The sequence below is a fragment of the Acinetobacter sp. 'aerobic (ED)' genome, from assembly GCF_904886855.1.
GTDB lineage: Bacteria > Pseudomonadota > Gammaproteobacteria > Pseudomonadales > Moraxellaceae > Acinetobacter > Acinetobacter courvalinii.
On the sequence record NZ_CAJHGI010000007.1, the window covers coordinates 168,938 to 192,921 of the forward strand.

At 44.1% G+C, this 23,984-nt stretch carries 22 protein-coding genes and 1 pseudogene; 14 read left to right on the forward strand and 9 right to left on the reverse strand.

Features of this window, described 5'->3' with window-relative positions; translation table 11 throughout:
• Positions 1-5 precede the first annotated feature (5 nt).
• The 3 genes from JO943_RS14725 to asd form a co-directional block, all read right to left on the reverse strand.
• The gene (locus tag JO943_RS14725; protein ID WP_202741190.1) at positions 6-1,247 is read right to left on the reverse strand and encodes a FimV domain-containing protein; all 1,242 of its coding nucleotides are present in this window, start codon (positions 1,245-1,247) and stop codon (positions 6-8) included.
• Between the two features lie 61 nt (positions 1,248-1,308).
• Complete coding sequence (locus JO943_RS14730) at positions 1,309-2,784, reverse strand: FimV domain-containing protein (protein WP_032876145.1); 1,476 nt, start codon at positions 2,782-2,784, stop codon at positions 1,309-1,311.
• 141 nt (positions 2,785-2,925) lie between these two features.
• Positions 2,926-4,044: an aspartate-semialdehyde dehydrogenase gene (asd, locus tag JO943_RS14735; RefSeq protein WP_032876148.1), complete on the reverse strand. Its 1,119-nt coding sequence runs from the start codon at positions 4,042-4,044 to the stop codon at positions 2,926-2,928.
• A gap of 188 nt (positions 4,045-4,232) precedes the next feature.
• On the opposite strand from asd, the gene JO943_RS14740 reads away from it, so the two are divergent.
• Entirely contained in the window at positions 4,233-5,342 is a 1,110-nt protein-coding gene (locus JO943_RS14740) for an endonuclease/exonuclease/phosphatase family protein (RefSeq protein ID WP_009514248.1), read from the forward strand.
• Positions 5,343-5,674: 332 nt separating this feature from the next.
• Here JO943_RS14740 and JO943_RS14745 read toward each other — a convergent pair whose 3' ends face one another.
• Genes JO943_RS14745 through JO943_RS14755 form a run of 3 tightly spaced genes read right to left on the reverse strand, consistent with a single transcriptional unit; the run spans position 5,675 to position 8,569 of the window.
• Positions 5,675-6,394, reverse strand: a complete 720-nt coding sequence (locus JO943_RS14745; RefSeq protein ID WP_005226620.1) for a hypothetical protein — start codon at positions 6,392-6,394, stop codon at positions 5,675-5,677.
• Between the two features lie 2 nt (positions 6,395-6,396).
• Positions 6,397-7,278, reverse strand: a complete 882-nt coding sequence (locus JO943_RS14750) for a DUF6502 family protein (protein ID WP_202741191.1) — start codon at positions 7,276-7,278, stop codon at positions 6,397-6,399.
• 49 nt (positions 7,279-7,327) lie between these two features.
• Positions 7,328-8,569: a cupin-like domain-containing protein gene (locus JO943_RS14755; RefSeq protein WP_202741192.1), complete on the reverse strand. Its 1,242-nt coding sequence runs from the start codon at positions 8,567-8,569 to the stop codon at positions 7,328-7,330.
• 134 nt (positions 8,570-8,703) lie between these two features.
• Between JO943_RS14755 and JO943_RS14760 the strand changes: the two genes are divergently transcribed.
• A complete protein-coding gene (locus tag JO943_RS14760) occupies positions 8,704-10,248 on the forward strand; it encodes a PT dipeptide repeat lipoprotein (RefSeq protein ID WP_202741193.1) in 1,545 nt (514 codons plus the stop codon).
• Positions 10,249-10,307: 59 nt separating this feature from the next.
• On the opposite strand, the gene JO943_RS14765 is transcribed toward JO943_RS14760, so the two are convergent.
• On the reverse strand, positions 10,308-11,243 hold the full coding sequence (locus JO943_RS14765) for a lauroyl acyltransferase (RefSeq protein ID WP_202741194.1): 936 nt from the start codon (positions 11,241-11,243) through the stop codon (positions 10,308-10,310).
• A 203-nt stretch (positions 11,244-11,446) separates the two neighbouring features.
• Here JO943_RS14765 and JO943_RS14770 point away from each other — a divergent pair, with 203 nt between their 5' ends.
• Both JO943_RS14770 and JO943_RS14775 read left to right on the forward strand, forming a co-directional pair.
• Positions 11,447-11,989 (forward strand): DUF4334 domain-containing protein, encoded by a 543-nt coding sequence (locus JO943_RS14770; RefSeq protein ID WP_202741211.1) that lies wholly within the window; start codon positions 11,447-11,449, stop codon positions 11,987-11,989.
• Positions 11,990-12,123: 134 nt separating this feature from the next.
• Entirely contained in the window at positions 12,124-12,651 is a 528-nt protein-coding gene (locus tag JO943_RS14775; protein ID WP_202741195.1) for an O-acetyl-ADP-ribose deacetylase, read from the forward strand.
• A 58-nt stretch (positions 12,652-12,709) separates the two neighbouring features.
• On the opposite strand, the gene JO943_RS14780 is transcribed toward JO943_RS14775, so the two are convergent.
• Positions 12,710-14,623 carry an ATP-binding cassette domain-containing protein gene (locus JO943_RS14780; protein ID WP_202741196.1) on the reverse strand — a complete coding sequence of 638 codons (1,914 nt, stop codon included), beginning with the start codon at positions 14,621-14,623 and terminating at the stop codon, positions 12,710-12,712.
• Positions 14,624-14,655: 32 nt separating this feature from the next.
• Between JO943_RS14780 and JO943_RS14785 the strand changes: the two genes are divergently transcribed.
• The 8 genes and pseudogenes from JO943_RS14785 to JO943_RS18570 form a co-directional block, all read left to right on the forward strand.
• Positions 14,656-14,901, forward strand: coding sequence for a SlyX family protein (locus JO943_RS14785; RefSeq protein ID WP_005280646.1), 246 nt, complete (start codon positions 14,656-14,658; stop codon positions 14,899-14,901).
• Between the two features lie 232 nt (positions 14,902-15,133).
• Positions 15,134-15,583, forward strand: coding sequence for a hypothetical protein (locus JO943_RS14790; RefSeq protein WP_005280642.1), 450 nt, complete (start codon positions 15,134-15,136; stop codon positions 15,581-15,583).
• A 33-nt stretch (positions 15,584-15,616) separates the two neighbouring features.
• Positions 15,617-18,256 carry a type I DNA topoisomerase gene (topA, locus tag JO943_RS14795; protein ID WP_032876161.1) on the forward strand — a complete coding sequence of 880 codons (2,640 nt, stop codon included), beginning with the start codon at positions 15,617-15,619 and terminating at the stop codon, positions 18,254-18,256.
• A gap of 89 nt (positions 18,257-18,345) precedes the next feature.
• On the forward strand, positions 18,346-19,104 hold the full coding sequence (locus JO943_RS14800) for a hypothetical protein (protein ID WP_202741197.1): 759 nt from the start codon (positions 18,346-18,348) through the stop codon (positions 19,102-19,104).
• Between the two features lie 171 nt (positions 19,105-19,275).
• A complete protein-coding gene (locus JO943_RS14805; RefSeq protein WP_009514147.1) occupies positions 19,276-19,848 on the forward strand; it encodes an HdeD family acid-resistance protein in 573 nt (190 codons plus the stop codon).
• A 117-nt stretch (positions 19,849-19,965) separates the two neighbouring features.
• On the forward strand, positions 19,966-21,945 hold the full coding sequence (locus JO943_RS14810) for an ATP-dependent helicase (protein ID WP_202741198.1): 1,980 nt from the start codon (positions 19,966-19,968) through the stop codon (positions 21,943-21,945).
• A 65-nt stretch (positions 21,946-22,010) separates the two neighbouring features.
• A complete protein-coding gene (locus tag JO943_RS14815) occupies positions 22,011-22,256 on the forward strand; it encodes an RNA recognition motif domain-containing protein (protein ID WP_005226657.1) in 246 nt (81 codons plus the stop codon).
• Positions 22,257-22,262: 6 nt separating this feature from the next.
• Positions 22,263-22,620: pseudogene (locus JO943_RS18570) on the forward strand (ASCH domain-containing protein); the annotation flags it as partial.
• An 18-nt stretch (positions 22,621-22,638) separates the two neighbouring features.
• On the opposite strand, the gene JO943_RS14820 reads toward JO943_RS18570, so the two are convergent.
• Entirely contained in the window at positions 22,639-22,983 is a 345-nt protein-coding gene (locus tag JO943_RS14820) for an EF-hand domain-containing protein (RefSeq protein WP_005226658.1), read from the reverse strand.
• Positions 22,984-23,068: 85 nt separating this feature from the next.
• On the opposite strand from JO943_RS14820, the gene JO943_RS14825 reads away from it, so the two are divergent.
• The gene (locus tag JO943_RS14825) at positions 23,069-23,572 is read left to right on the forward strand and encodes a DUF6586 family protein (protein WP_005280620.1); all 504 of its coding nucleotides are present in this window, start codon (positions 23,069-23,071) and stop codon (positions 23,570-23,572) included.
• A 112-nt stretch (positions 23,573-23,684) separates the two neighbouring features.
• Positions 23,685-23,963 (forward strand): hypothetical protein, encoded by a 279-nt coding sequence (locus tag JO943_RS14830; RefSeq protein WP_202741199.1) that lies wholly within the window; start codon positions 23,685-23,687, stop codon positions 23,961-23,963.
• Positions 23,964-23,984 lie beyond the last annotated feature (21 nt).

The following is a 23,984-nucleotide window of genomic DNA, read 5'->3' on the forward strand; positions in this document are numbered from 1 at the left end:
CAAATTCAGGAAGCTATTTTATTCAGTAAAATTTCTGAACGTTGTTGTTGCTCTGCATTCAATGTTGACGTGTTTTTTAACAGTTCACGGGCAGATTGGTAAGCGCCCAGTTCAATATACTGTTCAGCCAGTTCCAGATTTAACTGTACTTCATCCAGTTGTTGCAAATCCGGGAAGGATTGCATCAATGGATCATGACTTGCTGAAGCTTGAGCCGGTGCTGGTGTAAATTCAACTTTAGGCTCGACAACAGGTGCGGGTGCTACAGCGTCAAATGAAAATTCAGTCTTTTCAATCGGGGCTTTTTCTTCAACTTGCTCCTGAGACGGTTCAAAACTGAAATCAAGGCTTGGTGCTGTTTCTGTACTTTGCGGTTTAGCTTCAGGCTGATTGGGAACAACTTCTAAATCCGCAAAGTTAAAGTCTAATTCAGGTTTAGTGTCTTCAACTTTGGCTTGTTCAGTCTGCGCTGGGGTGGAATCCAGATCAAAAGAAAACTCAAGCGGCTGCTGCTGTTTTGCTTCAGGTGTTTCAACAGGTGCAGGGACAGGTTCAACCGTTTGCTTTTGTTCAAACGAAAAGTTGAAATCTAGGGGCTGTACTTCAGGCGCTGGCTCTACAGCTTTGGCTTCTTCTGCAGGCGCGTTATATTCGGATTGTAAATCATCAAAAGACTGTGCTGCCGGTGTTTGCACCAAAGCATCAAAATCAGCGCTATTGTTTTGAGCGACGGGTTCAACTGCTGTCGGTGTCTGATGAAAACTGGTCGCGTTAAATTCGATTGAATCGGGCTGTTTATTTTGTAGATATTCGCGATGTTTGATTTCAGCGGCTTGCACAATATCTTCAAGTTTCAGTGCATGCAGATGTTTGATCAGTTGATCAATTGCAAAATCATCTTTCTGTTTGAGATGAATCTCCAGCAAAAACAAATACAGCTCATGTTGAGAGTTATCTTGTTTCAAAGACTGATTGATTTGTGCCTCAGCAGCTTGAAAATTACCACTTTGAATATTTCTTTCAAGCTGTTGGCGCAGGCTTTCAGAAATTGCAGTGCTAACTTGAGGGGCAAGTTCCTGTTCTTCCCGAACGAGCGTTGTACGTGAAGCGGTTTTGGTGGCAGCTTTTTTCGGCGTTTTGGCTGTACCTTTTTTTGGTGCAGCATTGGCCTGATTACTTTCACGTTTTTTTAAAAAGATCGCGACCACCAGCACAATGACCAGTAGCACGATGATGATATTTGACATGATCTTTACCCCTTAAAGATAGCGCCGCTTTTATGCAAATTTATGAGAATCTTCTCGTTACCTAGCGTGTTGGCTTTTTAGTTTCCTGCTGCGCTTTCAACTGATCCTGTAATTCGGCAAGCCGGGCATTTAACAGCTGAATACGTTGTTCCTTTTGATGCAGTGCCAATTCTAACTGGGTAACGTTTCTTTGTAATGTAACGGTTTTTTCTCGTGCTGTCATAACTTTTAATGACAAGTCTGCACTGGTTTTTTGTTGTAATGTGTCTTTTTTGGCACTTCCCGTACTTGAATCTTGATGACTTTCAGCAACTAAAGACATTTCTGCCTGCTGTAAGCGATATTTGGCTTTAGTCGCGGCAGGGCGCTGCGTTTGGGCTGCAATCTGATTGATATTTTTAGGCTGCTGAGTGGCAGTGGCGCTGACATTAAAATTCAAATGTGAGCCTTGTCTAAGCCGGTTTGCATTACCGCCAATAAAGGCATGTTCATTCTGCGCCTTGATTTGATGCATCACCTGAGCAACAGGCTGCTGGGTTTGTCCTGCAATACGTTGTGCAATACTCCATAGCGATTCATTGCGTTGTACCACATGTTGTTGTGCAGTCTCCGTAGAGGGCATTGGCGTATTCTGCACAGGTGCTTTTTGCTTGACCGGTGTGGAACGTTCTTTGGCCTGATACTGGGCCTTGGTTTTCTCTGCATCTTCAACAGACTTTAATGCCGTATTTTTTAACTCATTTTCCGGTTGAACAGTTGATGTTGCGACTGGAGAGCTTTGGGCTGTTTGAACATTGTCCTGTTTAAGAGCAGTCACTTCGGCTACTTTTTCTAATTTCTCTGCTTTGGGCTCTATATTTGATGCTGTTTGCTGAAGTGGTGCTGCTACAGAGGGATCTGTATTGACAGGCGTGGCAACTGATATGACGGCTGCATTGTCCAGTTCAGAAGAAGATTGTTTTTTTAATGCAGGCGGTAAGGCAAAGGGTGCATTTAACAGGGTTTCCTGTTTAGCCCCGGGTTGTGCCGTACTGTCTGCAACATTGAAACGGGTACTTTCAGGCAGGTTTAAGGCTATATCTTTTTCACTGACGATAAATTTGGGTGTCAGTGATTTTTCATTATTACTTTTTGCGCTGAGCGGTGGTGCTTTGGCTGCCTGACGCATGGACTGGCGTATATGTTTTAAATGAGAAGCGCCGCCTTCCTGTATTTTGATAATAATGTTCAGTTCAGCATCGGTCATTGGGCGGGAAGAGGTGATGACAATGACACCTTCGCCCTGATTATTGCGACGTGTAAAAAAATTCAGATTTGAAGGCGGCTGATGTGCAGCGCCAATCATCAATAAGTCTTCTGGTGTCGCCAGACTGACATCAAATTTAGAGTTGAGATCGGCCTGATGGAAACTCATTTCAGCATAAAGTAACTCACCTGGCGCAGACTGGATTTGCAGTGGATCAAGTGTAATGGCATAAAGATGTGGCGAAGAAATTATGGTTAAAATGGCAATTTTTAATTTGTTATAAACAGTCATCTCGATCCATGAAAAAGTGATGTGATGGTCAGAAAAAAGTATACATTACCGTGATGTAAATGAATTGTAAATTCTTCATTATTCATCGACATAAAAAAGCCGATCAAATGTGATCGGCTTTTGATTTTTCGGGATTTTTGCTTAAGCGTTCTTGTATTCAACCAGGATACGAAGCATACGACGCAACGGCTCTGCAGCGCCCCAGAGTAACTGGTCACCAACCGTGAATGCACCGAGATATTCTTTACCCATATTCAGCTTGCGTAAACGGCCGACTGGCACAGTTAAAGTTCCTGTGACTGCAACTGGGGTAAGATCAGTCATGGACGCTTCACGAGTATTCGGAACCACTTTTGCCCATTGGCTCGAGTTGCGAATCATGTCTTCGATCTCGTCCAGCGCCACATCTTTTTTCAGTTTCAAGGTAATCGCTTGAGAGTGACAACGCATCGCACCGATACGGACACAGTGTCCATCGATCGGAACGATCTGCTGGTTACCGAGGATCTTGTTGGTTTCAACCTGACCTTTCCATTCTTCTTTTGATTGACCACTTTCGAGCTGTTTGTCGATGTATGGAATCAAAGATCCTGCCAATGGCACGCCGAAGTTTGCTTTCGGGAAGCCTTCGCCACGTTGCAAGTCAGCAATTTGACGATCAATATCAAGAATTGCAGATTTAGGATCATCCAGTAATTCTTTGGTGTTGTTATACAGATAGCCCATACCTGTGATCAGTTCACGCATGTTTTGCGCGCCTGCACCCGATGCTGCCTGATAGGTCATTGAGGTTGCCCACTCCACCAGATTGTTCTGGAACAGTGAACCTAAGCCCATCAACATCAGTGAAACCGTACAGTTGCCGCCAACGAAAGTTTTAGTGCCATTCACTAAACCATCTTTGATCACGTTCAAGTTTACTGGATCAAGAACGATGATTGCATCATCCGCCATACGTAAAGTAGAGGCTGCATCAATCCAGTAGCCATCCCAACCTTCAGCTTTGAGTTTCGGGAAAACTTCAGATGTGTAATCACCACCTTGACAGGTCAAAATGACATCCATTTGCTTCAGACTGTTAATGTCCGTTGCATCCATAAGTGCTGGGGCAGTCTTACCACCAAATGCAGGGGCTTCACCACCTGCATTACTGGTAGAGAAATAGAATGGCTCAATATGAGCAAAATCATTCTCTTCAACCATACGTTGCATCAGGACAGAACCAACCATCCCACGCCAACCGACCAGACCTACTTTCATGTCATTGTGCCTCGGTATGTAAAAAAATTTAAAGGGGTTTGAGTGTATCAAAAGCGTCCACAACTGCAAGCTTTAGCGAACTAAAACAGTCAGTTTATTGAGTGGAATATCTTGTTTATATTAGAGAGAAAATTGATAAAGCGACAGCTTTATTGTAAATCTATGCTATCCCTAAGAGAAAAATGAACATGATGTGGATTCAGATTTGCGCAGCAGTGGTGATATGGCTTTCCTTTTGGTCATTAATCCCGAGAGATGAATGGTGGATTCGGGGCGCGGATTTTCCCAGATTACAGATCTTGGCATTGGGGATCGTGACTGCCGGGGCAATGTTATTTGGTCTGTCGGACTGGACCTTGAGCACCGAGCTTTTTTTTCTTGGCTTAATGGCTGCGATTGCCTATCAGCTCAAAATGGTGTTGCCTTATACGCCGTTATGGAAAAAGCAGGTACAACAAGTCAAACAGGCGGACTTAAAGCCAGAACAGCAAATTTCATTACTGGTTGCCAACGTACTGACTCCCAATCATCAATATCATCTTCTGCTGGAGCATATTGAGACATTAAAGCCTGATGTGGTGTTGACGCTTGAATCCAATGCTGCCTGGCAACAGGCGCTTAGCCAGATTGAGCCAGACTATCCGTTTCGGGTCCCTGTACCCTTGGAAAATCTGTATGGCATGCATCTGTACAGTCGCTTGCCGTTAAAAGATACCGAAGTGAAGTTTATCTTAAGTGATGAAATTCCTTCGATTCATACCTGCCTGACCTTGAAGTCGGGGGTGCAGGTCAAATTATATTGTTTACATCCGAAGCCGCCGAGTCCTACTGAGGCCAAAGATTCGACTTTAAGGGATGCCGAGTTATTGCTTGTTGGTGATCAGATCAAAGATCTGGACCAGAGCTGTATTGTGATGGGTGATCTGAATGATGTGGCCTGGTCGCGAACAACGCGTTTGTTCCAGCGTATTAGCGGCTTGCTCGATCCGCGGGTTGGACGCTATTTTATGAATACTTTCCATGCCAACTATCCTTTACTACGTTGGTCACTGGATCATATCTTTCATAGTACCGATTTTGGTTTAGTTAAAATGAAACGTTTATCCCATATCGGTTCAGATCATTTTCCAATTTATGTGGTATTGCAAACAGGTCTTCGCTTTGAACAGCAACAACAATCACTGCAACAGACGGCCGAAGATGAACAGGAAGCCCAAGAGGCCATACAGGAAGGCATAGAGAAGGCCGAAGAAGAGGAAAAAGTCGTGATTGATCCATTGGCTCAACCGCATAAATAGCAATGCGATTGTGTTGAAACGATGCAATTCTTTTTAATTTCAGCGCATTGCTAAAACCTCTGATTTTAAACTTTAGCTAATCAATGTACGTTATTTCGTACATGGATTTAAGTTTGTAACGAATAGCCCTACAGGTACAAAAGATTTATTCTAAATACATCAGCACAAGGACGCAGGAATGGATTTCCGATTAAGGATAAGCAGCGCTGAGATGGAACAGTCATCATGGATATGATGCATGCGATGGACGCAACCCAATAAAAATAACGTGAAAGCACAACCTCATTTGCCCGAGTTTTGCAGGATGCAAGGCTCGGGTTTTAATTTTTTATTTATTCAGATGCTTTATTTTTCTCTCCTACTGCTATTTCAGTATCAGGGTGGGGCTGCGCTATGCTTTCAGATTTTTTAGGCAGCGATTTTTTATAAATAGGCACAGTGATCTGCGCGGCTTCACATTTTTCCCATGCCAGGTCAATGCTCGGTAAGTCTGTAGCATAAAAAGCATTATAGTTGACGATCAAGGGTAGTTCAGTTTCAGCAAAACTCAGATCCAGCTCATAGCGGCGGGTTTCATAAGGGCGCAAGACCTGGATTTCATCCTGATCTGTCGCACATCTCAATGATTGTCCGTGAAACATGATGGTTTCACCGACCTGAAATTCAATTGGACGGCAAAGTGGTACACGCTGATAGACATAATCGGAGGTCGTGTTACTAATTTCAATCTGTAAAGGAGCCATCGCCAAGGGCTGAAGCGAATTGACGGGGAACGGCTGTTTGGTTTTAGCATCAATAAAACCCATCGTGCGTTGTATGCCTTTACAGCTACTTTGACTCTCTTTCGGGATCGCGATGAGGTACTCATAACGCTCATCCTTATCTCCGGTTGACGGGTTGGAAATCCCGCCATTATTTCCACCCGGCAAGGGTTTTAGCGTTCCCGAACCACTTCCTCCCAAGCTGACATTAGCCGCAGAAAAATTTTCACCACATGCGGTCAATGTCAGGGCGGAAAATAAAAAAATGCTTGGGAAAAGTATTGTTTTCATTTTTATTGATCCTTAAAGAGATAAGGCACTTGCAGTTTTATCTGGTGATCATATTGATACACGCCAAAACGGAACTGATAGGTCGCATCTGCTTGGTTCTGGTCATGTTCGCAATGATGGATAGCAGCATTTAATAATTGTTTTGCCATGTCTTGCCACAGGTCGAGACTGAGTTGTCGAAGTGCTTCCACCGACTGGGCAGTCAGTTTCTCGGCATGGACGGCCTGTTCCAGATGAGTAAACGGTTTTTCACTGATAAAGTTATCAATTCCGGCTGCTAAATGGTCAGTCAGGTTGGCAGAGAAGAGCGCTTTACTCTCTTGCATTTGATTATCCGGTGTAAAGCTATTTTGTTGCAAAATCACCTGCTGGTCTTGTTGTTCAACCACACCTAAACGTTGCAGTTCAAAAAGAATCGAACGCGGATGCTTTTCAGTCGAGATATGCTTAACCAGAGCTTCAAAGCTATCGGTTTCACCAGAAACCGGAATCTGGTGGGGAAGATCCAGTGCAATCCAGCGTGCAATGACACGGGCCGGAACGCTAATGGCAAAATTGGGTGCCTCGCTGGAAGTTTGAGTGGCCTGTTGTCGAAATGCACTGACATCCTTACGGTGTAGACCGGATAGTAAACTGACCGCTGAATCGGTTTTATTCTGTTGAATCCGGTCGAGTTCTGCGAGTGCCTGTTGATAAAAGATGGGCTTCAAGGCAGCAACAAAGTCGGTATAGCCTACCCCTGAATGAATTAACCAGCGCGCAATATGCTGCATCATTGGAAAAATGCTTTCCAAAGTGGTTTCTGCCTGCTGGGCAATGATGCCCTGGGTATTGTCGGCAGATAATTCGTTTTCGGTCATGAGCGGATGGGTTGGTTTTACCATTAAAGCACCTGAAGAGTTGAAGCAGGATCAGTGATTGACTAATCCGGTATTAGCTATAGCTGGACGTGGGAAATGATTCAGCGCCAGTATTGTCGATATTAAAATGGGTAAATGACACACTGATGGAGATATCCAGGCTCTCGACACAATGCCACCAGCCGAGAGGAATAAATAAAGCTTCACCCGGTTCCAGAATGCATTCGATTTTGCTGCTTAAGGCAAAGTCTGGAAAAGATTCTGTTATATCAGGTTGATAAGGATTGGCAACTTTGCTGAATACTGCGACATCATTATATAAATTGGCGACTTGTAGTGCCGGAATTAAGGTGACTTTCTTGCGGCCATAGATTTGAACCAGAATATTATTGGTCAAATCATGGTGGAGAGGGGTAAATGCGCCTTTGGGCCCAAACCAGATAAAGCTGCGGTCATAGACCTGGCGATGATCTGTATAACCATGGAAATGATCAATATCCTGAAATAATGCGGCTAAACTGGTCTGGCTAGCTTTGGCATTATTGGCCGTCATGTAAAAATTATTCGAGTGTGAGGTATGTTCAATTAAATCGACAAATTCCCGCATGAACATCTTGGTTTTATGTTGCACCGAGTTGCGTTCAAATAAGGGATCTTGTTCACGGTTGAACTGCACTTCAATTTCCTGATTCCCCACTGTTTTTTTGAAATACTGAGGTGACCAGTTGCGTAAAGCAGGCCAATGGTCGATTGAACCTGTGAGCACAACAGGTAAGTTACGGCTGTAATAGGCTTGAAGAAATTGCTCGAATGAGGGGAGTGCGATACGGCTCAGAGACTGATAATCAGGATTTAAACGGGCAAAATGGTCGAGCGTGCGGAGCAACCAGTTTCTTTTCTGCACTAAAAAGTGCTGTTCTTGAGCGATTTGAAAATAAGGATGCTGTTTTAACTGCACCAACTCGAGGGCGATATCAATTTCACTTAAGCCTTGTTGTTGCAAGCTTTGATAAATATAGATGTGATCTGCTCCATCCAACACTGCCTGCGCCAGCCATTTTTTTTGCTGGGGATTAAAAGCGCTGCTTAGTTGTTCCTGTTTTTCTAATGCGATCTGTTCGAGTTGATGATAGTGCTGTGGTTCCAGCGACGTCTGGGGTGCAACATTTTTGTCCAGATCAATTAAGCCTTCACGTCGCAAAATCCTGACGAGATCATTGGGATGACAGCCGCGTTCTAAATTTTCTTCTAGCCACTGCTGCCATTCTTGAGGTAAGGCATTGAGTTGTCTGGCTAAGTTTTCTTGTGTGTCCATACATTCAGCCCATCAATAAATTATTTTTGACCTTTCGTTATTAATTTACGCACAAATATATTTGCACTCAAGCAAAAAAGTGTTAAATTTTCACATCTATAAATATGTGAAAAAATCACACAGAGGGTAAAATAATGAAAAATATATGGACACAATTCGCACTGAGCATGACTTGTGCAGTACTAGTCGGCTGTGGCTCGGATCATGATTCCGATTCAACACCAACACCAACACCGACTCCAACACCAACACCGACTCCAACGCCAACGCCTACACCAACGCCAACGCCTACACCAACTCCAACGCCTACACCGACCCCAGTCGTGGCTGACCGCTTTGTTGGTTCTTGGCTAGGCGGCCTTTGCTATAACGGTGCACGAACAAATTTAACCGTGTATAAAACTTCAGATAATAGTGTTCGCTTTACCACTGAAAAACGTCAGTTTGAAAAAGAAGATTGTACTGGGGCTGTGATTAAGAACTATGTGGTTGCCAATGAGGATGCCTTGCTTACCGAGATTGCGGCTACACAAAGTAGTGGTACGACGACCATGAACCGAGCAAAAAACAGTGATAAGTTTAGGCCGAATGGATCGATTTATAGCTATGGTTTTAAAGCAGATGCGATGTGTGAATTTCAAAATGGTACAATCACAGTGCAAGAAGTACAGTCTATTATGGATGCTATTGATCCATCGAGGACCGTAACCTGCTATACCCGTACCAATGTTGAGGGCTATAGCTTATTTAAACCGACTGTAAAAAAAGCCACCGCAAGCTATCGCCTGTTAGACAACCAGAGCTCTCTCGAGAATTTCCTGGCGCAAGCCAATGAGCAGGGGCGTCAGGGCTTTGCATTGGTCAGTCACTCTCTGGATGTAAAAAAGCCCAATAGTGATTTCCCTGAGCCTAAGAATTTATATATTAAAAATAATGCTTCGACCGATAGCTATAGCTATAAAATCGCTGATGTCACCACCAATGTAGTAGCCAATGTTTATCTGTTCTGGTTAGCTGAAATTAAAAAACAGGGTGTTGCAGGCTTCGCATATAAGTCATCTCTGGGTGAGTCACCACGCAATACTTATAAATATTTATTTGTTAAAAATGACAAAAAACCAGCGACTTATAGTTATGACAACCGTTTCTTGACCGATACCAGTCGCGCTAATATTCTGGCCGTATTTAATCAGCTCGGGGCTCAGGGCTGTAAATTAATTTATGCGGGCAGTACCTTTACCTATAACGGTACAACCAATGGCACATTTTATGTACCCACCTGTGTAAACAGCAGTACTCATAACGGTACTTATAGTTATCGCTATTTTGAAATGCCAAAAACAGAAGCAGGATTCTATGATGACAATCCAACCAAGCTAGACCTGTTACTCAAACAACAGGCCGCGGAAGGTTATCACCTGATTGATAAGGACAATGCAATTATGTTCTTTAATACCAAAGGTTATTTATTTGAACGTGATAGCTCCAGCACAAGCAGTATTGAATCCAAGGTCTTTAACCAAGATGCGATTTATAAACTCGATCTCGCGAGCGAGGTGCAAAACCGATTACAAGATCAGGGTAATCTTGGCTGGTTTATCAATGTGAAATTAGGCTCGGTTTATAGTAACACCCCAACCTATTACGATTTAAGCTCAGGCGTGATTTTCCCGAATTAAGTCTTGTTGTTTTATTAAAGAAAGAGCCGATTCATGTATATGGATCGGCTCTTTGTTGCTTAGTAAATTTTTTCGTAGCCTTCGGCTCTGGTTTTAAAACGGCGGTGGAACCACATCCATTGCGTCGGTGCGATACGTAATTGAGCTTCAATAATCTGATTGACCCGAATCGCATCACCCACTTCATCTTCGCTTGGCATATTGTCCACCATCGGTTCAATCAGTACTTTGTATTGTGGATTACGGACATCGCCGTAGCGATAAAAATACAGCGGAATTGCCACCGCTTTTGAAATTTTGAGTAAACGGCGATGTGCCGTGACCGTTGCTGCGGGGACACCAAAGAAAGGGGCCATGACACCTTGTTTCAAACCGAAATCCTGATCCGGGCTATACCAGATGGCGCCACCGTCTTTAAGGCGACGGATCAAGCCGCGCATATCATCATGATCGATCTGGTGCTGATAAATGGTGGCACGGCAACGATAAATCAGCATATCCAGCATCGGATTATTCTGCGGTCGATACACCACATCCGGCTCAAAATATTGGGCACAGATATAACCGCCAGCATCAAGCAAGGTACTGTGCGTCCCCAGTAACAGGATGCCTTTGCCTTGAGCCTTTGCTTCAGTGATATGTTCTAAACCTTCAATGCTATGGCGACCCTTAAACCATTGCGGGCAGTACCAGGCATTCAAGGTTTCAAAAACTCCCAGCATCATATCGACAAAAACCTGCTTGGCCTGAGCTTCAACTTCCGCAGGCGACCATTCTGGAAAACACAGTTCCAGATTTCGAAGGGTGGTTTTTCGGCGTGACTTGAGCAGATGCCAGAATAAGCCTGCTAAGCTATGGGCCAAGCGCCACTGGATTGCCCACGGGAGAATGGCCAATAACATAAGGAAAAAAATGGCGATCCAGATTTTCCAATATTTGGGTAATAGAAATTCCCATTGAAATTCGCCAGGAATATAAGACTGCTTTTGACTCATAAACTTAGTAGAGTAAATAATGTTGAATTTTGGAGCAGTGTAACATGAAGTACGCCTGAGAATATGCCCGCACGCTTTGGTTCGGCTGCTACTCGACGGAAAATGAATGAGAGTTTTTTGCTTGTTGTACTGCTGTCATACAATGAGCTCATACCTGACTTAATTAAGATTAAGCCCCATACAACAAAAAAAGGTGAAGGATGATGAATATTCAGGAAATATCACAAGGAAAGAAAGTCGACGTTCAGCAAATGATCGAGTTTTATGATCAGCTAGAGGAAATAGACTGTGCATTTATGTATGGTCGCTGGAAAGGATATGAGGTCATCACTGGGCATCCAATGAATGGTCTGTTAGCGCAGGCAAACTGGTATGGAAAATTATTGATAGATCAGGAAACGGTCTATCCCCTAGTGTTGCTGAATACCAAAAAAACAGCGTTATTTTTCATTGATCCAAAGTGGCTGCCTTTAAATCTGGATTTTAAATTTTTGAAAAAAAATGCCAAGTCTCTGGCCGGTGGCTTGAAACTTCTAAAAACCAAAGACAGTAAGGCCCGTTTAAGAATGACTGAGTTTCGAGGGAAAATATCGGCCACGATGATTTATGATGAAAAGCCGATACACGATGTATTTCGAAAAATAGATGAAAATACCGTATTGGGCTGGATGGATCTGAAACAGCAGCCCCAGCCTTATTTCTTTATTCTGCAACGCGATGATAATAGCTTGCTTGGTTTTGAGTGAGTTCATGCTCTAAACAAGAATTTACCTGTTGCGAATTGAAGTTTAGATCAAATTGTTCCTACACTTTTAAATCTAAAAGATAAAGCGCATGCTTTTGGCGATAGGCCAATCATTATGTCGATCAGGAGATCAGGGTGAAAACGATAAACATCATCCGGGGAGATATTACTCAGATTGCCATAGATGCGATTGTAAATGCAGCGAATACTTCATTGCTTGGTGGCGGTGGTGTGGATGGCGCAATTCATCGAAAAGGCGGCGCCGAAGTTTTAGCGCAATGTCAAAAAATAAGGGCAAAACAGGGTGGCTGTGCGGTTGGTGAGGCGGTCATGACCACTGCCGGAAATTTGCCTGCAAAATATATCATTCATACCGTTGGACCCACTTGGGTCAATGGCCAGCACGATGAAGCGTTATTGTTGGAAAATGCGTATCGGAATAGTTTTAAACTGGCTGAAAATTTGCAACTACAAAGTGTGGCATTTCCAAATATTTCTACAGGAATTTATCGTTTTCCTAAACAGCTGGCTGCTCAAATTGCGTTAAAAACAATTGCTGAACAATTAAAACAGAGTCAGTTTATAACAGATGTCATTTTTGTCTGCTTTGATGATGAGAATTTTAATATTTATCAGTCATTAAAAGCGAATTTTAAGATTTAACTCCGGTTTGATTTTAAATAGAGCATCTATCCCGAACAGATAGATGCTCACTGGTTATTTAATTGCCTTTGCTGAGATTTTCCAGCTCATCCCAACGTTCCAGCTTTTCTAGCAATAACTCGTCAATTTCTGCGAGACGCTGGCTGGCTTGAGTCGCTGCATTAGCATCGCTGACAAACCATGAACCATCAGCCAGTTTCTCTGATAAGGTAGCTTGTTCAGTCTCTAATGCTTCAATTTCAGCAGGTAACTGTTCAAGCGCACGCTGATCTTTATAGCTGAGTTTTACTTTCTTCGGTGCAGGAGCGTTTGCAGCTGCGGCAGCCGCCTCAGCTTTGGCTTGTGCTTTTTTTACATCACTTTTTTGATCAACGACTTTCTGGTCTGGACGTTGTTCTAGATAGTCCTGATAGCCACCGATGTATTCATCAATATTACCTTTGCCATCAAATACCCAGGTTGAGGTCACAACGTTATCCATAAAGGCACGGTCATGCGAGATCAGCAGCAAGGTGCCTTTGTATTCCGATAACATTTCTTCCAGCAACTCAAGCGTCACCATATCCAGGTCATTGGTTGGCTCATCCATCACAATCAGGTTGGATGGCTTGAGTAACAATTTTGCGAGGAGAATACGGTTGCGTTCACCACCAGAAAGGGCTTTAACAGGGGTACGGGCACGTTCTGGAGAGAACAGGAAATCTTGTAAATAGCTATAGATATGACGGCGGTTACCATTGACATCGACAAAGTCTGAGCCTTCTGAAACGTTGGCCATCACGGTCTTTTCCAGATCAAGCGCATTACGTAACTGGTCAAAATAGGCGATTTCAAGCTGAGTACCGGTCTTGACTGAACCGCCATGCTCGATTTCACCCAGAATGGCTTTGATCAAGGTGGTTTTACCGACACCGTTGTCACCGACCAGACCGATGCGGTCGCCACGCAACACGATGGCAGAGAAATCTTTAATCAGGGCTTTGCTGTCGTAACTCACACTCAGATTTTCAATTTCAAACACTAGCTTACCAGAGCGATTCGCTTCCTGGGTTGCCATGCTGACCTTGCCTTGTTGTGAACGACGTGCCTTAGACTGTTCACGCAAGTCTTTCAAGGCTCGGACACGACCTTCGTTACGGGTACGACGTGCTTTAATACCTTGACGAATCCAGGCCTCTTCTTCAGCTAACTTTTTATCAAATAAAGCATTCTGCTTTTCTTCTGCTTCCATTTGCTGTGCTTTGAGGTCGAGATAACGTGAGTAGTTACCTTCGTAGCTCCGCAAAATACCACGATCCAGCTCGACAATACGGGTTGCGATACTGTCAACAAATGAACGGTCATGCGAGATAAACAGCAAGGTCAGATTATTCTGATCCAGTAAGAATTTTTCGAGCCATTCGATACTTTCGACATCGAGATGGTTAGTGGGTTCGTCCAGTAACAGAACATCGGGTTGAGTCAGTAAAGCGCGCGCCAACAGTACGCGACGTTTACGTCCACCAGATAAATCTGCCAAGTCAGCATTCGGATCAAGTCCCATTTTACTGAGAATCGAGTTGACCTTGTTTTCTAAGGCCCAGCCATCGAGCTGATCGAGTTTGTGCTGCAGCATGCCCATACGGTCACAGGCTTCCATATCGCCCAGCACGCAGGCATCGCTGGCTTCATGATATTCTTTTAAGACATTGGCGGCTTCGCCAGCACCCTCGGCCACGATATCTGCAACTTTACCCGAGTCCATCGGGACGTCTTGGGCTAACATTGAAACAGTTAAACCGTTTTGAATGGAAACTTCGCCGTTATCCGGTAACAGGCTTCCCTCAATCAGTTTTAATAAAGTAGACTTACCTTCGCCATTACGACCAATTAAACAGACTCGTTCGCCACGTTCCAGGTTAAAGTTCGCGCCGTCGAGTAAGGCAGGTCCGCCAAATGCGAGATGGACATCCCTTAAAGTAATATAGGCCATAATGTTTCCTAAAAGTTCAGATGAGGTCTGAAATGACTAAACCACAAAATTTTGATGATCACGCGTCATTTTCCGCACCCATTGAAGATTTGCAAGTCCGAATTGCATTTTTAGATGATTTAGTTGAACAATTGAATCAACAACTGGCACTTCAGACCCAAGAAATAGCCGATCTAAAAAAACAGATGCAACTGTTATATCGTCGGGTTGAATCGTCGGATTTATCGGACGGGATTGCGCCTTTTGATCCGATGAGTGATAAACCGCCGCATTATTAAGCGATTTGCCATCATAAAATACCTGTTGAATAGAGATTCAAAAATCACAGATGTATTTATTGTGTATTTCTGGCATTCATCATATTTTAAACTTTAGAAAAATAAGGTTAGATAACTGCGATCTCTTCAAGTTTGAATGATAAATCAAAGCCTTGAAAGTCGACTGTAAGGAAAGCTTGCCTTTTGGATTCAACTTATGTAACGCTAATAAAAGGACATTTTGGGCAACTTTATGAGTAATATTGGAATTTGGATCACAGTTGCGATTGTACTGTTTGTACTTGGCTCGATTTTTGGCTTACGTGTCAGTCCCCGAGAAAAAGCATTGGGCATGATGCGCGATCAGGCACGAAAAATGGGCTTGCATCCACGTTTAATCGCCGCACCAGAATGGACGAAAATTCCAATGGCATCAGAAAAGCGTGCCAGCATGGTGGCTTATTATAGTGTCCTGATTCCAGATGCCCGTCTGCCGCTTATGCGCGCAAGAGTGGTGGATGGCAAGCTTCAGGTCGTGCAAGGTGATCAGAAATTTAATGATTTAACCATTGCATTAACAGGAGTTTATGCTATTGATATGCAGGCAAACTGTGTTGGGCTATATTGGGATGAAGAAACTGACTTAAAAGCCACACAGCTTGAACAGATAAAAACTTATTTACATGAATTGGCTCAACGCTAATTTATTGATTGAACACAGGAAAAACGATTTATTATGGCGAAAACTCCACGCTCTGCTTCAGAAAGCACAGCAGCTTCCGCGTCTGCTGCAAAGAAACGTGCCTTAGTGATTGTGGAGTCGCCTGCAAAAGCGAAAACAATTAATAAATATTTAGGCTCACAGTTTGTGGTGAAATCATCGGTCGGTCATGTCCGTGATTTACCGACAGGCGGCGGAGCGAAGTCTAGCGAAAAGAAGCCAGCAACGCGTGTCAAGCTGACTGAACAGCAAAAAGCGGAAAAAGCCCAATCTGCACTGATTAACCGTATGGGTGTTGATCCGGAACATGACTGGATCGCCCATTATGAAGTGCTGCCGGGCAAAGAACATGTGGTTGCCGAACTGAAAAAACTTGCCAAAGATGCCGATGCAATCTATCTCGCAACGGATTTGGATAGAGAAGGGGAAGCGATTGCCTGGCATTTAAGAGAAGTGATTGGCGGCGATGACAGTCGTTACCATCGTGTGGTCTTTAACGAGATTACCAAAAATGCCATTCAGGAAGCGTTTAAACAGCCAACACGTCTCGATTTGAACCGTGTCAACGCACAACAGGCACGTCGTTTCCTTGACCGTGTGGTGGGCTTTATGGTGTCGCCATTACTGTGGGAAAAGATTGCCCGTGGCTTATCGGCAGGTCGTGTACAGTCGGTTGCAGTCAAACTGGTGGTCGAGCGTGAACGTGAAATCCGTGCCTTTATCCCGGAAGAATACTGGCAGGTATTTGCAGATACCTTGTCGAAGAAAGATGACATTCGTCTGGAAGCAGTGAAACAGGCCGGTAAGACGCTTAAACTCAAGAATAAAGCCGAAACCGATGCGCTATTAAGCGTATTAAAAGATGCTGAATATAAGGTGGCATTACGCGAAGATAAACCGACCAAGGTCAATCCAAGTGCACCGTATATCACCTCGACCCTCCAGCAAGCAGCAAGTACCCGTCTAGGTTTCTCTGTAAAGAAAACCATGATGCTGGCACAGCGTTTGTATGAAGGTGGTTTTATTACTTATATGCGTACCGACTCAACCTTCTTGAGTGATGACGCGGTGAATATGGTGCGTAATCATATTCAGCAAAATTTTGGTGAAAAATATGTGCCGGCCAAGCCAAACCGTTATGGCAATAAAGCAGGTGCGCAAGAAGCGCATGAAGCGATTCGCCCATCCGATGTCGGATTGACGGGTGACAAACTTGCAGGTGTCGAGCGTGATGCTCAGCGTTTATATGATTTGATCTGGCGTCAATTTGTCGCTTGTCAAATGACACCAGCAGAATATTTATCTTCGACTCTGACGGTTGAAGCAGCAAATGTTGAGTTAAAGGCCAAAGGCCGTACTTTAGTCTTTGATGGTTTTACCCGCGTGCGTGGGGCCAACAAATCAGATGATGACGTGTTGCTGCCAGCAGTGAAAGTGGGTGAGGTGCTCAAGTTAGAAAAGCTTGATCCAAGCCAGCACTTTACCAAACCGCCAGCTCGTTTTACCGAAGCCTCTCTGGTGAAAGAACTTGAGAAAAAAGGCATTGGCCGTCCATCGACCTATGCAGCCATTATCTCAACCATTCAAGAACGTGGTTATGTCAAACTGGAAAACCGTCGTCTCTTTGCCGAGAAGATGGGTGAGATCGTGACGGATCGTCTGGATGAAAGTTTTAATAACCTGATGAATTATGCTTTCACCGCAGATTTAGAAGGTCAGCTTGACCGTGTAGCGACAGGTGAGCGTAACTGGAAAGAGCTGTTAGACACTTTCTACGGTGACTTTAAAAAGCGTTTGACCAATGCTCAGGGCGAAAGCGGCATGCGCCGTAACCAGCCGGTTGAAGTGCCAGATGTACCATGTCCTGAATGTGCGCGCCCAATGCAGGTACGTACCGGAACAACAGGCGTATTCCTGGGATGTTCAGGTTATAACCTGCCACCCAAAGAGCGTTGTAAGGGTACACTGAATTTAACACCAGTCGAGTCTTTAGCTGCATTGTCGGATGATGATGGTGCTGAAACAGCCGATTTGATGTCGAAACATCGTTGTCCTAAATGCGGTACTGCAATGGACAGCTATGTGGTTGATGGTGGCCGTAAACTACATGTCTGTGGTAATAACCCGGATTGTGATGGCTACGAAGTTGAAGAAGGTGAATTCAAGATCAAGGGTTATGATGGCCCAACCATTCCATGTGATAAATGTGATGGTGAAATGCAGTTGAAAACTGGCCGTTTTGGTCCGTATTTTGCCTGCTCAAGCTGTGACAATACCCGTAAGGTCTTGAAGAGTGGTCAGCCAGCACCTCCACGTGTTGATCCGATCAAAATGGAACACTTGCGCTCAACCAAACATGATGATTTCTTTGTCTTGCGTGATGGCGCCGCCGGTTTATTCCTGGCTGCAAGTAAATTCCCGAAAATTCGTGAAACACGTGCCCCGAAAGTGGCGGAATTGCGAAGTGTTGCGGAACAGCTTGATCCGAAGTATCAATTCCTGCTACAAGCGCCAGATGTTGATCCTGAAGGCAATCCAACCGTGGTGAAATTTAGTCGTAAGAACCAGTCACAATATGTGGGTTCTGAAACGGCTGAAGGCAAACAAACCAAGTGGAGTCTGGTGTTCCAAGACGGAAAATGGGTAGAAGGCTAAATATTCAGATTTAAAAAAATGCTAGCACTTGCTAGCATTTTTTATCGCATCAAGAAAAACAAGAAATATATTTTTATTGGGGAAATGATATGTGGAAAAATATTCGGGTCGCGATTTTGCTGGTCGTGCTGCTGGTGGTCGCCGTGAATGCCTATCATGATCAGAATCAGGACTGGAATCAACCGATTCATATTTTATTGCATCCGATTAATGCTGATGGTTTAGCGACCACACAACAGTATATTCAACAATTACAGCAAGATGACTTTGCTGAGGTGAAACAGTATTTAGAGAAAAATAGCCAGCAGTATCGCGGGCAAAGCAGCTATTTCATGATTCAGATTGGGCGGGAACTGCAACAAATACCCCCAAAGATGTCTGAACAGCCGAGTATCTTGAATAATATTCTATGGAGCCTGAAATTCAGGTTCTATGCATGGAAACAGCATCAATCGGGAGATGGCTCTCCGAGTTTGACCTTATATCTGAATTTCTACGATCCGAAGCAGAGCAGGGAGTTGAAGCATTCGACTGCGCTGGAGCGTGGACGAATCGGCTCGGTCAATTTATTTGCTTCACCCAAACAGGCTGCACAGAACAATGTGGTGTTGGTACATGAATTACTGCACGGGTTTGGCGCGACAGATAAATATAATTTGAATAATGGCGAACCGATTTTCCCGATTGGCTATGCCCAAGCCGATCAGCAGCCTTTATATCCACAAACTGAAGCTGAAATTATGGGAGGAAGAATTCCCTTGTCCGAACATAAAAGTAAAATGCCCAATGACCTGAATGAAACAGTCATCAGTATTTTAACGGCCAGGGAAGTGGGGTGGATCAAGTAAATTGTGGATAAGTTTAGATTTATCCATAGCATTCAACAGAACACTCAAAAATATGAAATAAAACACAAGTTTTCTGACATTCCATCATTAATTTTCAACATGCCTTATACAGAATTTTGTGTCGAACAGGCTCAATATAGGCATATAACATTGAAGATAAAAGAGTAAATAATGATGAAAACAGTGGGTAACGATCTGATTCGCAATCAGCTACACGCTGATCGTAAATGGTATCTGTTATTGGGCGTGTTACTGGTTATTTTTGGCTTGGTTCTTTTAGCTGCGCTACCATTCGCCACCTTGTCTGCGGTACTTTTATTTGGTGTCTTGATGATGCTGGGCGGCATTTTGCATTTTATTGCCGCATTTACCGTCTTTAAAGGCGGTACGCGCTGGTTGTGGGCTTTATTTGGTGTGCTGTACTTGGTGGCGGGTTATTTTGCCTTTACTACACCAGTGATCACTGCGGTGGTGCTCACCAGCTTTCTGGCAATTGCCCTGATTATTGCGGGGATTATCCGCACTGTGAATGCATTTATTCTGAGACCGGTTTCTGGTTGGGGCTGGGTGCTGTTTTCAGGCATATTAACCTTACTTACCGGGATTTTAATCCTTTCATCACCGGATTCACCGTTCTGGGTGTTGGGAATGTTCTTGGCAATTGATATTTTATTCCAGGGAATTAATTACCTGACCTTTGCGGGAGCGATCAAACAGTTGCCGCATAGCTCAACCACCGCCTAACTCATTCGCTAAAATTGTAGGGCGTGCTTTTTGCACGTCCTTTTTGTTTTGTAGCGAGAAACATTTGCACGGCTTTAGTCTGTTAAAATATCGATTCGTTTGTAACTGACCGATTGTATGACGCTTGCCAAGCTAATTGATGAACTGAATCCACAACAGAAACAGGCTGCCACCACGACTGCACAAAATTGTCTGGTTCTGGCAGGAGCGGGATGTGGTAAAACCAAGACCATTGTGGCGAGATCGGCTTATTTAATTGATCAGGGTTTGCCTGCACAGCAGATCCAGATTCTGACTTTTACCCGTCGGGCTGCAAGTGAAATTGTCACCCGTGTCGAGCAGCATATGGGTGCACAGGCCAAAGGTTTACGTGCATCGACCTTCCACACCTTTTGCATGTATTTGTTACGTCGTAATCCGCGCGCTTTTGGACTGACCCAGTTCAGCATTATTGACCGTGATGATCAGTTACTGATGTTCCGTTTACTGCGCGGCAAGGATAAGGGCAATGTATTGCCAAAAGCGGCTGAATTATGTGATCTGTATTCATATGCCCGTAATACCAAGACCAAACTTTCAGATGCCTTATTAGAACAGTTACCGCAAGCAGTGGAGTACAAGGCGCAAATTGCGGAACTGATGCAAGCCTATGAACAACGTAAGCAAGAACGCAATTTTCTCGATTATGATGACATCTTGTCGATTGTCGCTGTGCATTTGCAAAACTCAGCTGAGCTGGTGCAATGGGTTACCGGCTTTTGTTCAGCGCTACTGGTCGATGAAATGCAGGACACCAATCCCTTGCAATGGGCGTTGCTGCAGCCCTTGGTTGGCAAGGTCAAACTGTTTTGTGTCGGCGATGATGCACAATCGATTTATGGCTTTCGTGGGGCGGATTTTGAAAATATCCATCATTTTAAAGAACGTGTCCCTGATGCCCAAGTGCTGACGCTGGAAATGAATTATCGTTCCACGCAGGGGATTCTGGATTTATCCAACTGGTTGCTAGCGCAAAGTCCGATTGAGTATGGCAAGCATCTGCAAGCCTATCGCGGTAAAGGTTTAAAGCCTCAGTTGCATATCCTCAGCAATGAGTTTGAAGAAGCCAACTGGATTATTCAGGATTTAAATCGTCGGCATATGCAGGGTGCGGCATGGGCAGAGCATATGGTGCTGTTGCGTTCGGGTTTTAGTGGACGTTATCTGGAAGGGGCCTTGATTGCCGCCAATATTCCCTACCGTTTTATTGGTGGGGTGAAACTGCTGGAATCGGCGCATGTTAAAGATGTGCTGAGTCTGCTTCGTGTTAGTGTCAATCCGCAGGACGATCTGGCATGGATGCGTTTCCTGACGCTCTGGGATGGTGTCGGTGATGTCGGTGCCAGCAAGCTGGCTCAGGAGTTGATCCAGCTGCCTGATATTGAGGCGCGTTGCCAGCGTTTAGAGCGTCATGGCAAAGTGCCTCAGCAAGCCATTCTGATCCTGATGCAGCTGGATGTGTTGCAGCAACATGTCGAAGCCTGCATTGGGCTGGCGCTGGATGCCTTGAATGAACAACTGGAAAATAACTATAAAACCAAAGACTGGACCCGCCGTGTCAAAGATTTTGATCTGGTTAAGCAACTGGCGCGTAAGCACAGTTCGCTTGGAGAGTTTCTGGAGGAGTATGTACTCGATCCAATCTCGGTCTCGGAAATTGATAAAACCCCAGATCAGGACCTAGTGACGTTGATTACCATCCATTCGGCTAAAGGTGCTGAGCAAAAAGTCTGTTATGTACCGCATGTCTCTCCAACACAATATCCACATGCACGCGCACAGGGTGATTTTGATGATGTGGAGGAGGAGCGCCGTGTATTGTATGTTGCCTTGACCCGTGCCGAGAATGAACTCATTTTGACGAAACAGAATTTAAATCTATGGGCACATGATCAATATGATGAGCTCGGTCGCAAAATAGAAAGTTATTTTCTCAATGATTTACCTCAACATTTAGTCGATACCCAGATTCACCGGGATATTCCGCGTGCTTATGGGCAAGCCAGTCGCTCGCGTTCGACTGCAATCAATTTAGGTTTTGGGATCGATTTGGATTAAACTACCCAGATTCAATTTATTTTTGATTCACCGATTTGAGGGTGAATCATGTTTTAGGTTTTAGCATGAAAATTTTAGTTCGTAATTTAGATCGTAGCGTGACCGATGCAGAAGTGCTCGACTTGTTTAAAGCCTATGGCAAAGTCGAGTCTTGTGTGGTGGTTAAAGATGCTGAAACAGGAAAATCCAAAGGCTTTGGTTTTGTTGAAATGCCGAATCCACGTGAAGCGGTCAAAGCAGTGAAAGGTTTAAATACCCTGAAAGTAAAAAACTATGGTATCCGAGTGAAAATTGCGGAAGATCAAGCTTAATTCTGTATGTTAAAGCAATATACCGCTTTATCGGTTGTTGCTCCAAATGCCGGGCGAATTATGCAAGGTCAGAAAACCTTGGAGGTTCGCTCATGGCATCCTGAGGCTTTGCCCTTAAAAAGATGTAGTGATTGTCGAGAATCAAAACTTTCTGTTGTAGGATGGTGATGAAGAAGCTGGATTGGCCGTTGCCTTAGTCGATATAGTAGCCGTCCATGCTTGGCGAGTGGATGAAGTTGAAGCTGCTTGCGCATCATATTGGGCTGAAGGCTATTTCGCTTGGACGATTGCAAATGTCCGTCCATTCGACCAACCCATTCAAGTCATGGCTAAGCGAAAACGTTATCTGCTCGAGCTGGGCATCGAGTCACTTGTCTTCTCCTTATTTACCCCATGTTTGTCCCCAACCCTGACAAGGGTTGATAAAATAGCCATAGATATTGGTGATTTCTTGTTGGTCGATTAAGCCATTATGATCCTGATCGAGTGCTTTAAAAATCTTTATGCGTTTACGGTCGAGCGGGAAAAATTGTTTTTGCCAGGAAACAGGTTGATCTTTTAGTTCAATGAGTTTTGTCCATTCATTTTGATCAATCATTTGATCTCGGTTGAGATCGTAATCGGCATAGAGCTTTTCCCAGTCCAAACCGGCAGGTTCACAGCTATAACTCATTGAAATCGCCATACAGCATATTAAGCTCAGGATGGCTTGTTGAATATGACGCATGAGCGGTCTCAAAAGATATTGATTTTATCATTAAAGCATTTAATCTTAAGCTATCCAAGTGAAAGGATTTTGAAGGAAAAATATTATGTCCCGTGTTGCTCGTTATCATGCAGATCGTACCAATCAGAAACTGTATTTCGCCCGTCTCGCATGTCAACAAGCTGAGCAAACAGAACATATTCAACAAGCACAGGCTTATCGTGAAGCTGCTGTTTTCCATTTGCATGGGGCAATATTGGCATTTTTGCAAGAACTGGTGCGTTATTATCGCCTGAATGACTTACAGCCGACCTTTAAGTCGATTGAAGAACATATGGCGGATAAAGGGCAGGTCTCTCCAGAGATTCAGGTATTACAACAACTGGCTAAAGACGGTTTTGTGGCTGAATTGAAACGTGCCTATCGGATGTGTCAGTATGCACCCGAGCCCTCTGCACCAGAACCTGAAAATGAAACCTCTTCTAATTTGATTATCAAGGTGACGCAAAGCCCACAGGCATGGTTGCCCGATGCCAAAATCTTACGTGAATGGCATCGTGAATTAAGTCACTTAATTGATGGTTTTCGTAATGAAATGGTGGAGTTCTAAGTCGAAACTTTAAGACGACTTGAAATCTATTCCCTCAGCACTTATATAAATAAGACGTGAGAGCGCAAAGTGCCAAATACTTTGCCACCATGTTGAAACATGGAGAAAATTTATGTCAATGCAACAGTTAAAAGAATTATTTGGTAATCAGGACGCAATTCTTGAATTGGTTCAACTCGAAGGTGGTGAGCTTGCTTTGCGCAATGCGGGTTCTGAAAATGAGCCTTTGGTCAAAATCCAGTTTAGCGATGAGGTGAAAGCCATCCTCGGAGACCAGACGCCAGCCGTCGCGCAACACATGATTCAGGCAGCCTTGTTCGGATTGCTGGAAAAGCAGATGAATCAGTGGCAAGCCGAAGTGCTGGACGAGCAACCTAGCCATTTCAGCTAATCCTGAAAAATAAAAAAAGCG

Excerpts from the sequence above, each read along its gene's own strand:
- JO943_RS14725 (WP_202741190.1), bottom strand. The coding sequence starts at position 1,247 with ATGTCAAATATCATCATCGTGCTACTGGTCATTGTGCTGGTGGTCGCG.
- JO943_RS14730 (WP_032876145.1), bottom strand. The coding sequence starts at position 2,784 with ATGACTGTTTATAACAAATTAAAAATTGCCATTTTAACCATAATTTCT.
- asd (WP_032876148.1), bottom strand. The coding sequence starts at position 4,044 with ATGAAAGTAGGTCTGGTCGGTTGGCGTGGGATGGTTGGTTCTGTCCTG.
- JO943_RS14740 (WP_009514248.1), top strand. The coding sequence starts at position 4,233 with ATGATGTGGATTCAGATTTGCGCAGCAGTGGTGATATGGCTTTCCTTT.
- JO943_RS14745 (WP_005226620.1), bottom strand. The coding sequence starts at position 6,394 with ATGAAAACAATACTTTTCCCAAGCATTTTTTTATTTTCCGCCCTGACA.
- JO943_RS14750 (WP_202741191.1), bottom strand. The coding sequence starts at position 7,278 with ATGGTAAAACCAACCCATCCGCTCATGACCGAAAACGAATTATCTGCC.
- JO943_RS14755 (WP_202741192.1), bottom strand. The coding sequence starts at position 8,569 with ATGGACACACAAGAAAACTTAGCCAGACAACTCAATGCCTTACCTCAA.
- JO943_RS14760 (WP_202741193.1), top strand. The coding sequence starts at position 8,704 with ATGAAAAATATATGGACACAATTCGCACTGAGCATGACTTGTGCAGTA.
- JO943_RS14765 (WP_202741194.1), bottom strand. The coding sequence starts at position 11,243 with ATGAGTCAAAAGCAGTCTTATATTCCTGGCGAATTTCAATGGGAATTT.
- JO943_RS14770 (WP_202741211.1), top strand. The coding sequence starts at position 11,447 with ATGAATATTCAGGAAATATCACAAGGAAAGAAAGTCGACGTTCAGCAA.
- JO943_RS14780 (WP_202741196.1), bottom strand. The coding sequence starts at position 14,623 with ATGGCCTATATTACTTTAAGGGATGTCCATCTCGCATTTGGCGGACCT.
- JO943_RS14785 (WP_005280646.1), top strand. The coding sequence starts at position 14,656 with ATGACTAAACCACAAAATTTTGATGATCACGCGTCATTTTCCGCACCC.
- JO943_RS14790 (WP_005280642.1), top strand. The coding sequence starts at position 15,134 with ATGAGTAATATTGGAATTTGGATCACAGTTGCGATTGTACTGTTTGTA.
- topA (WP_032876161.1), top strand. The coding sequence starts at position 15,617 with ATGGCGAAAACTCCACGCTCTGCTTCAGAAAGCACAGCAGCTTCCGCG.
- JO943_RS14800 (WP_202741197.1), top strand. The coding sequence starts at position 18,346 with ATGTGGAAAAATATTCGGGTCGCGATTTTGCTGGTCGTGCTGCTGGTG.
- JO943_RS14805 (WP_009514147.1), top strand. The coding sequence starts at position 19,276 with ATGATGAAAACAGTGGGTAACGATCTGATTCGCAATCAGCTACACGCT.
- JO943_RS14810 (WP_202741198.1), top strand. The coding sequence starts at position 19,966 with ATGACGCTTGCCAAGCTAATTGATGAACTGAATCCACAACAGAAACAG.
- JO943_RS14815 (WP_005226657.1), top strand. The coding sequence starts at position 22,011 with ATGAAAATTTTAGTTCGTAATTTAGATCGTAGCGTGACCGATGCAGAA.
- JO943_RS14820 (WP_005226658.1), bottom strand. The coding sequence starts at position 22,983 with ATGCGTCATATTCAACAAGCCATCCTGAGCTTAATATGCTGTATGGCG.
- JO943_RS14825 (WP_005280620.1), top strand. The coding sequence starts at position 23,069 with ATGTCCCGTGTTGCTCGTTATCATGCAGATCGTACCAATCAGAAACTG.
- JO943_RS14830 (WP_202741199.1), top strand. The coding sequence starts at position 23,685 with ATGTCAATGCAACAGTTAAAAGAATTATTTGGTAATCAGGACGCAATT.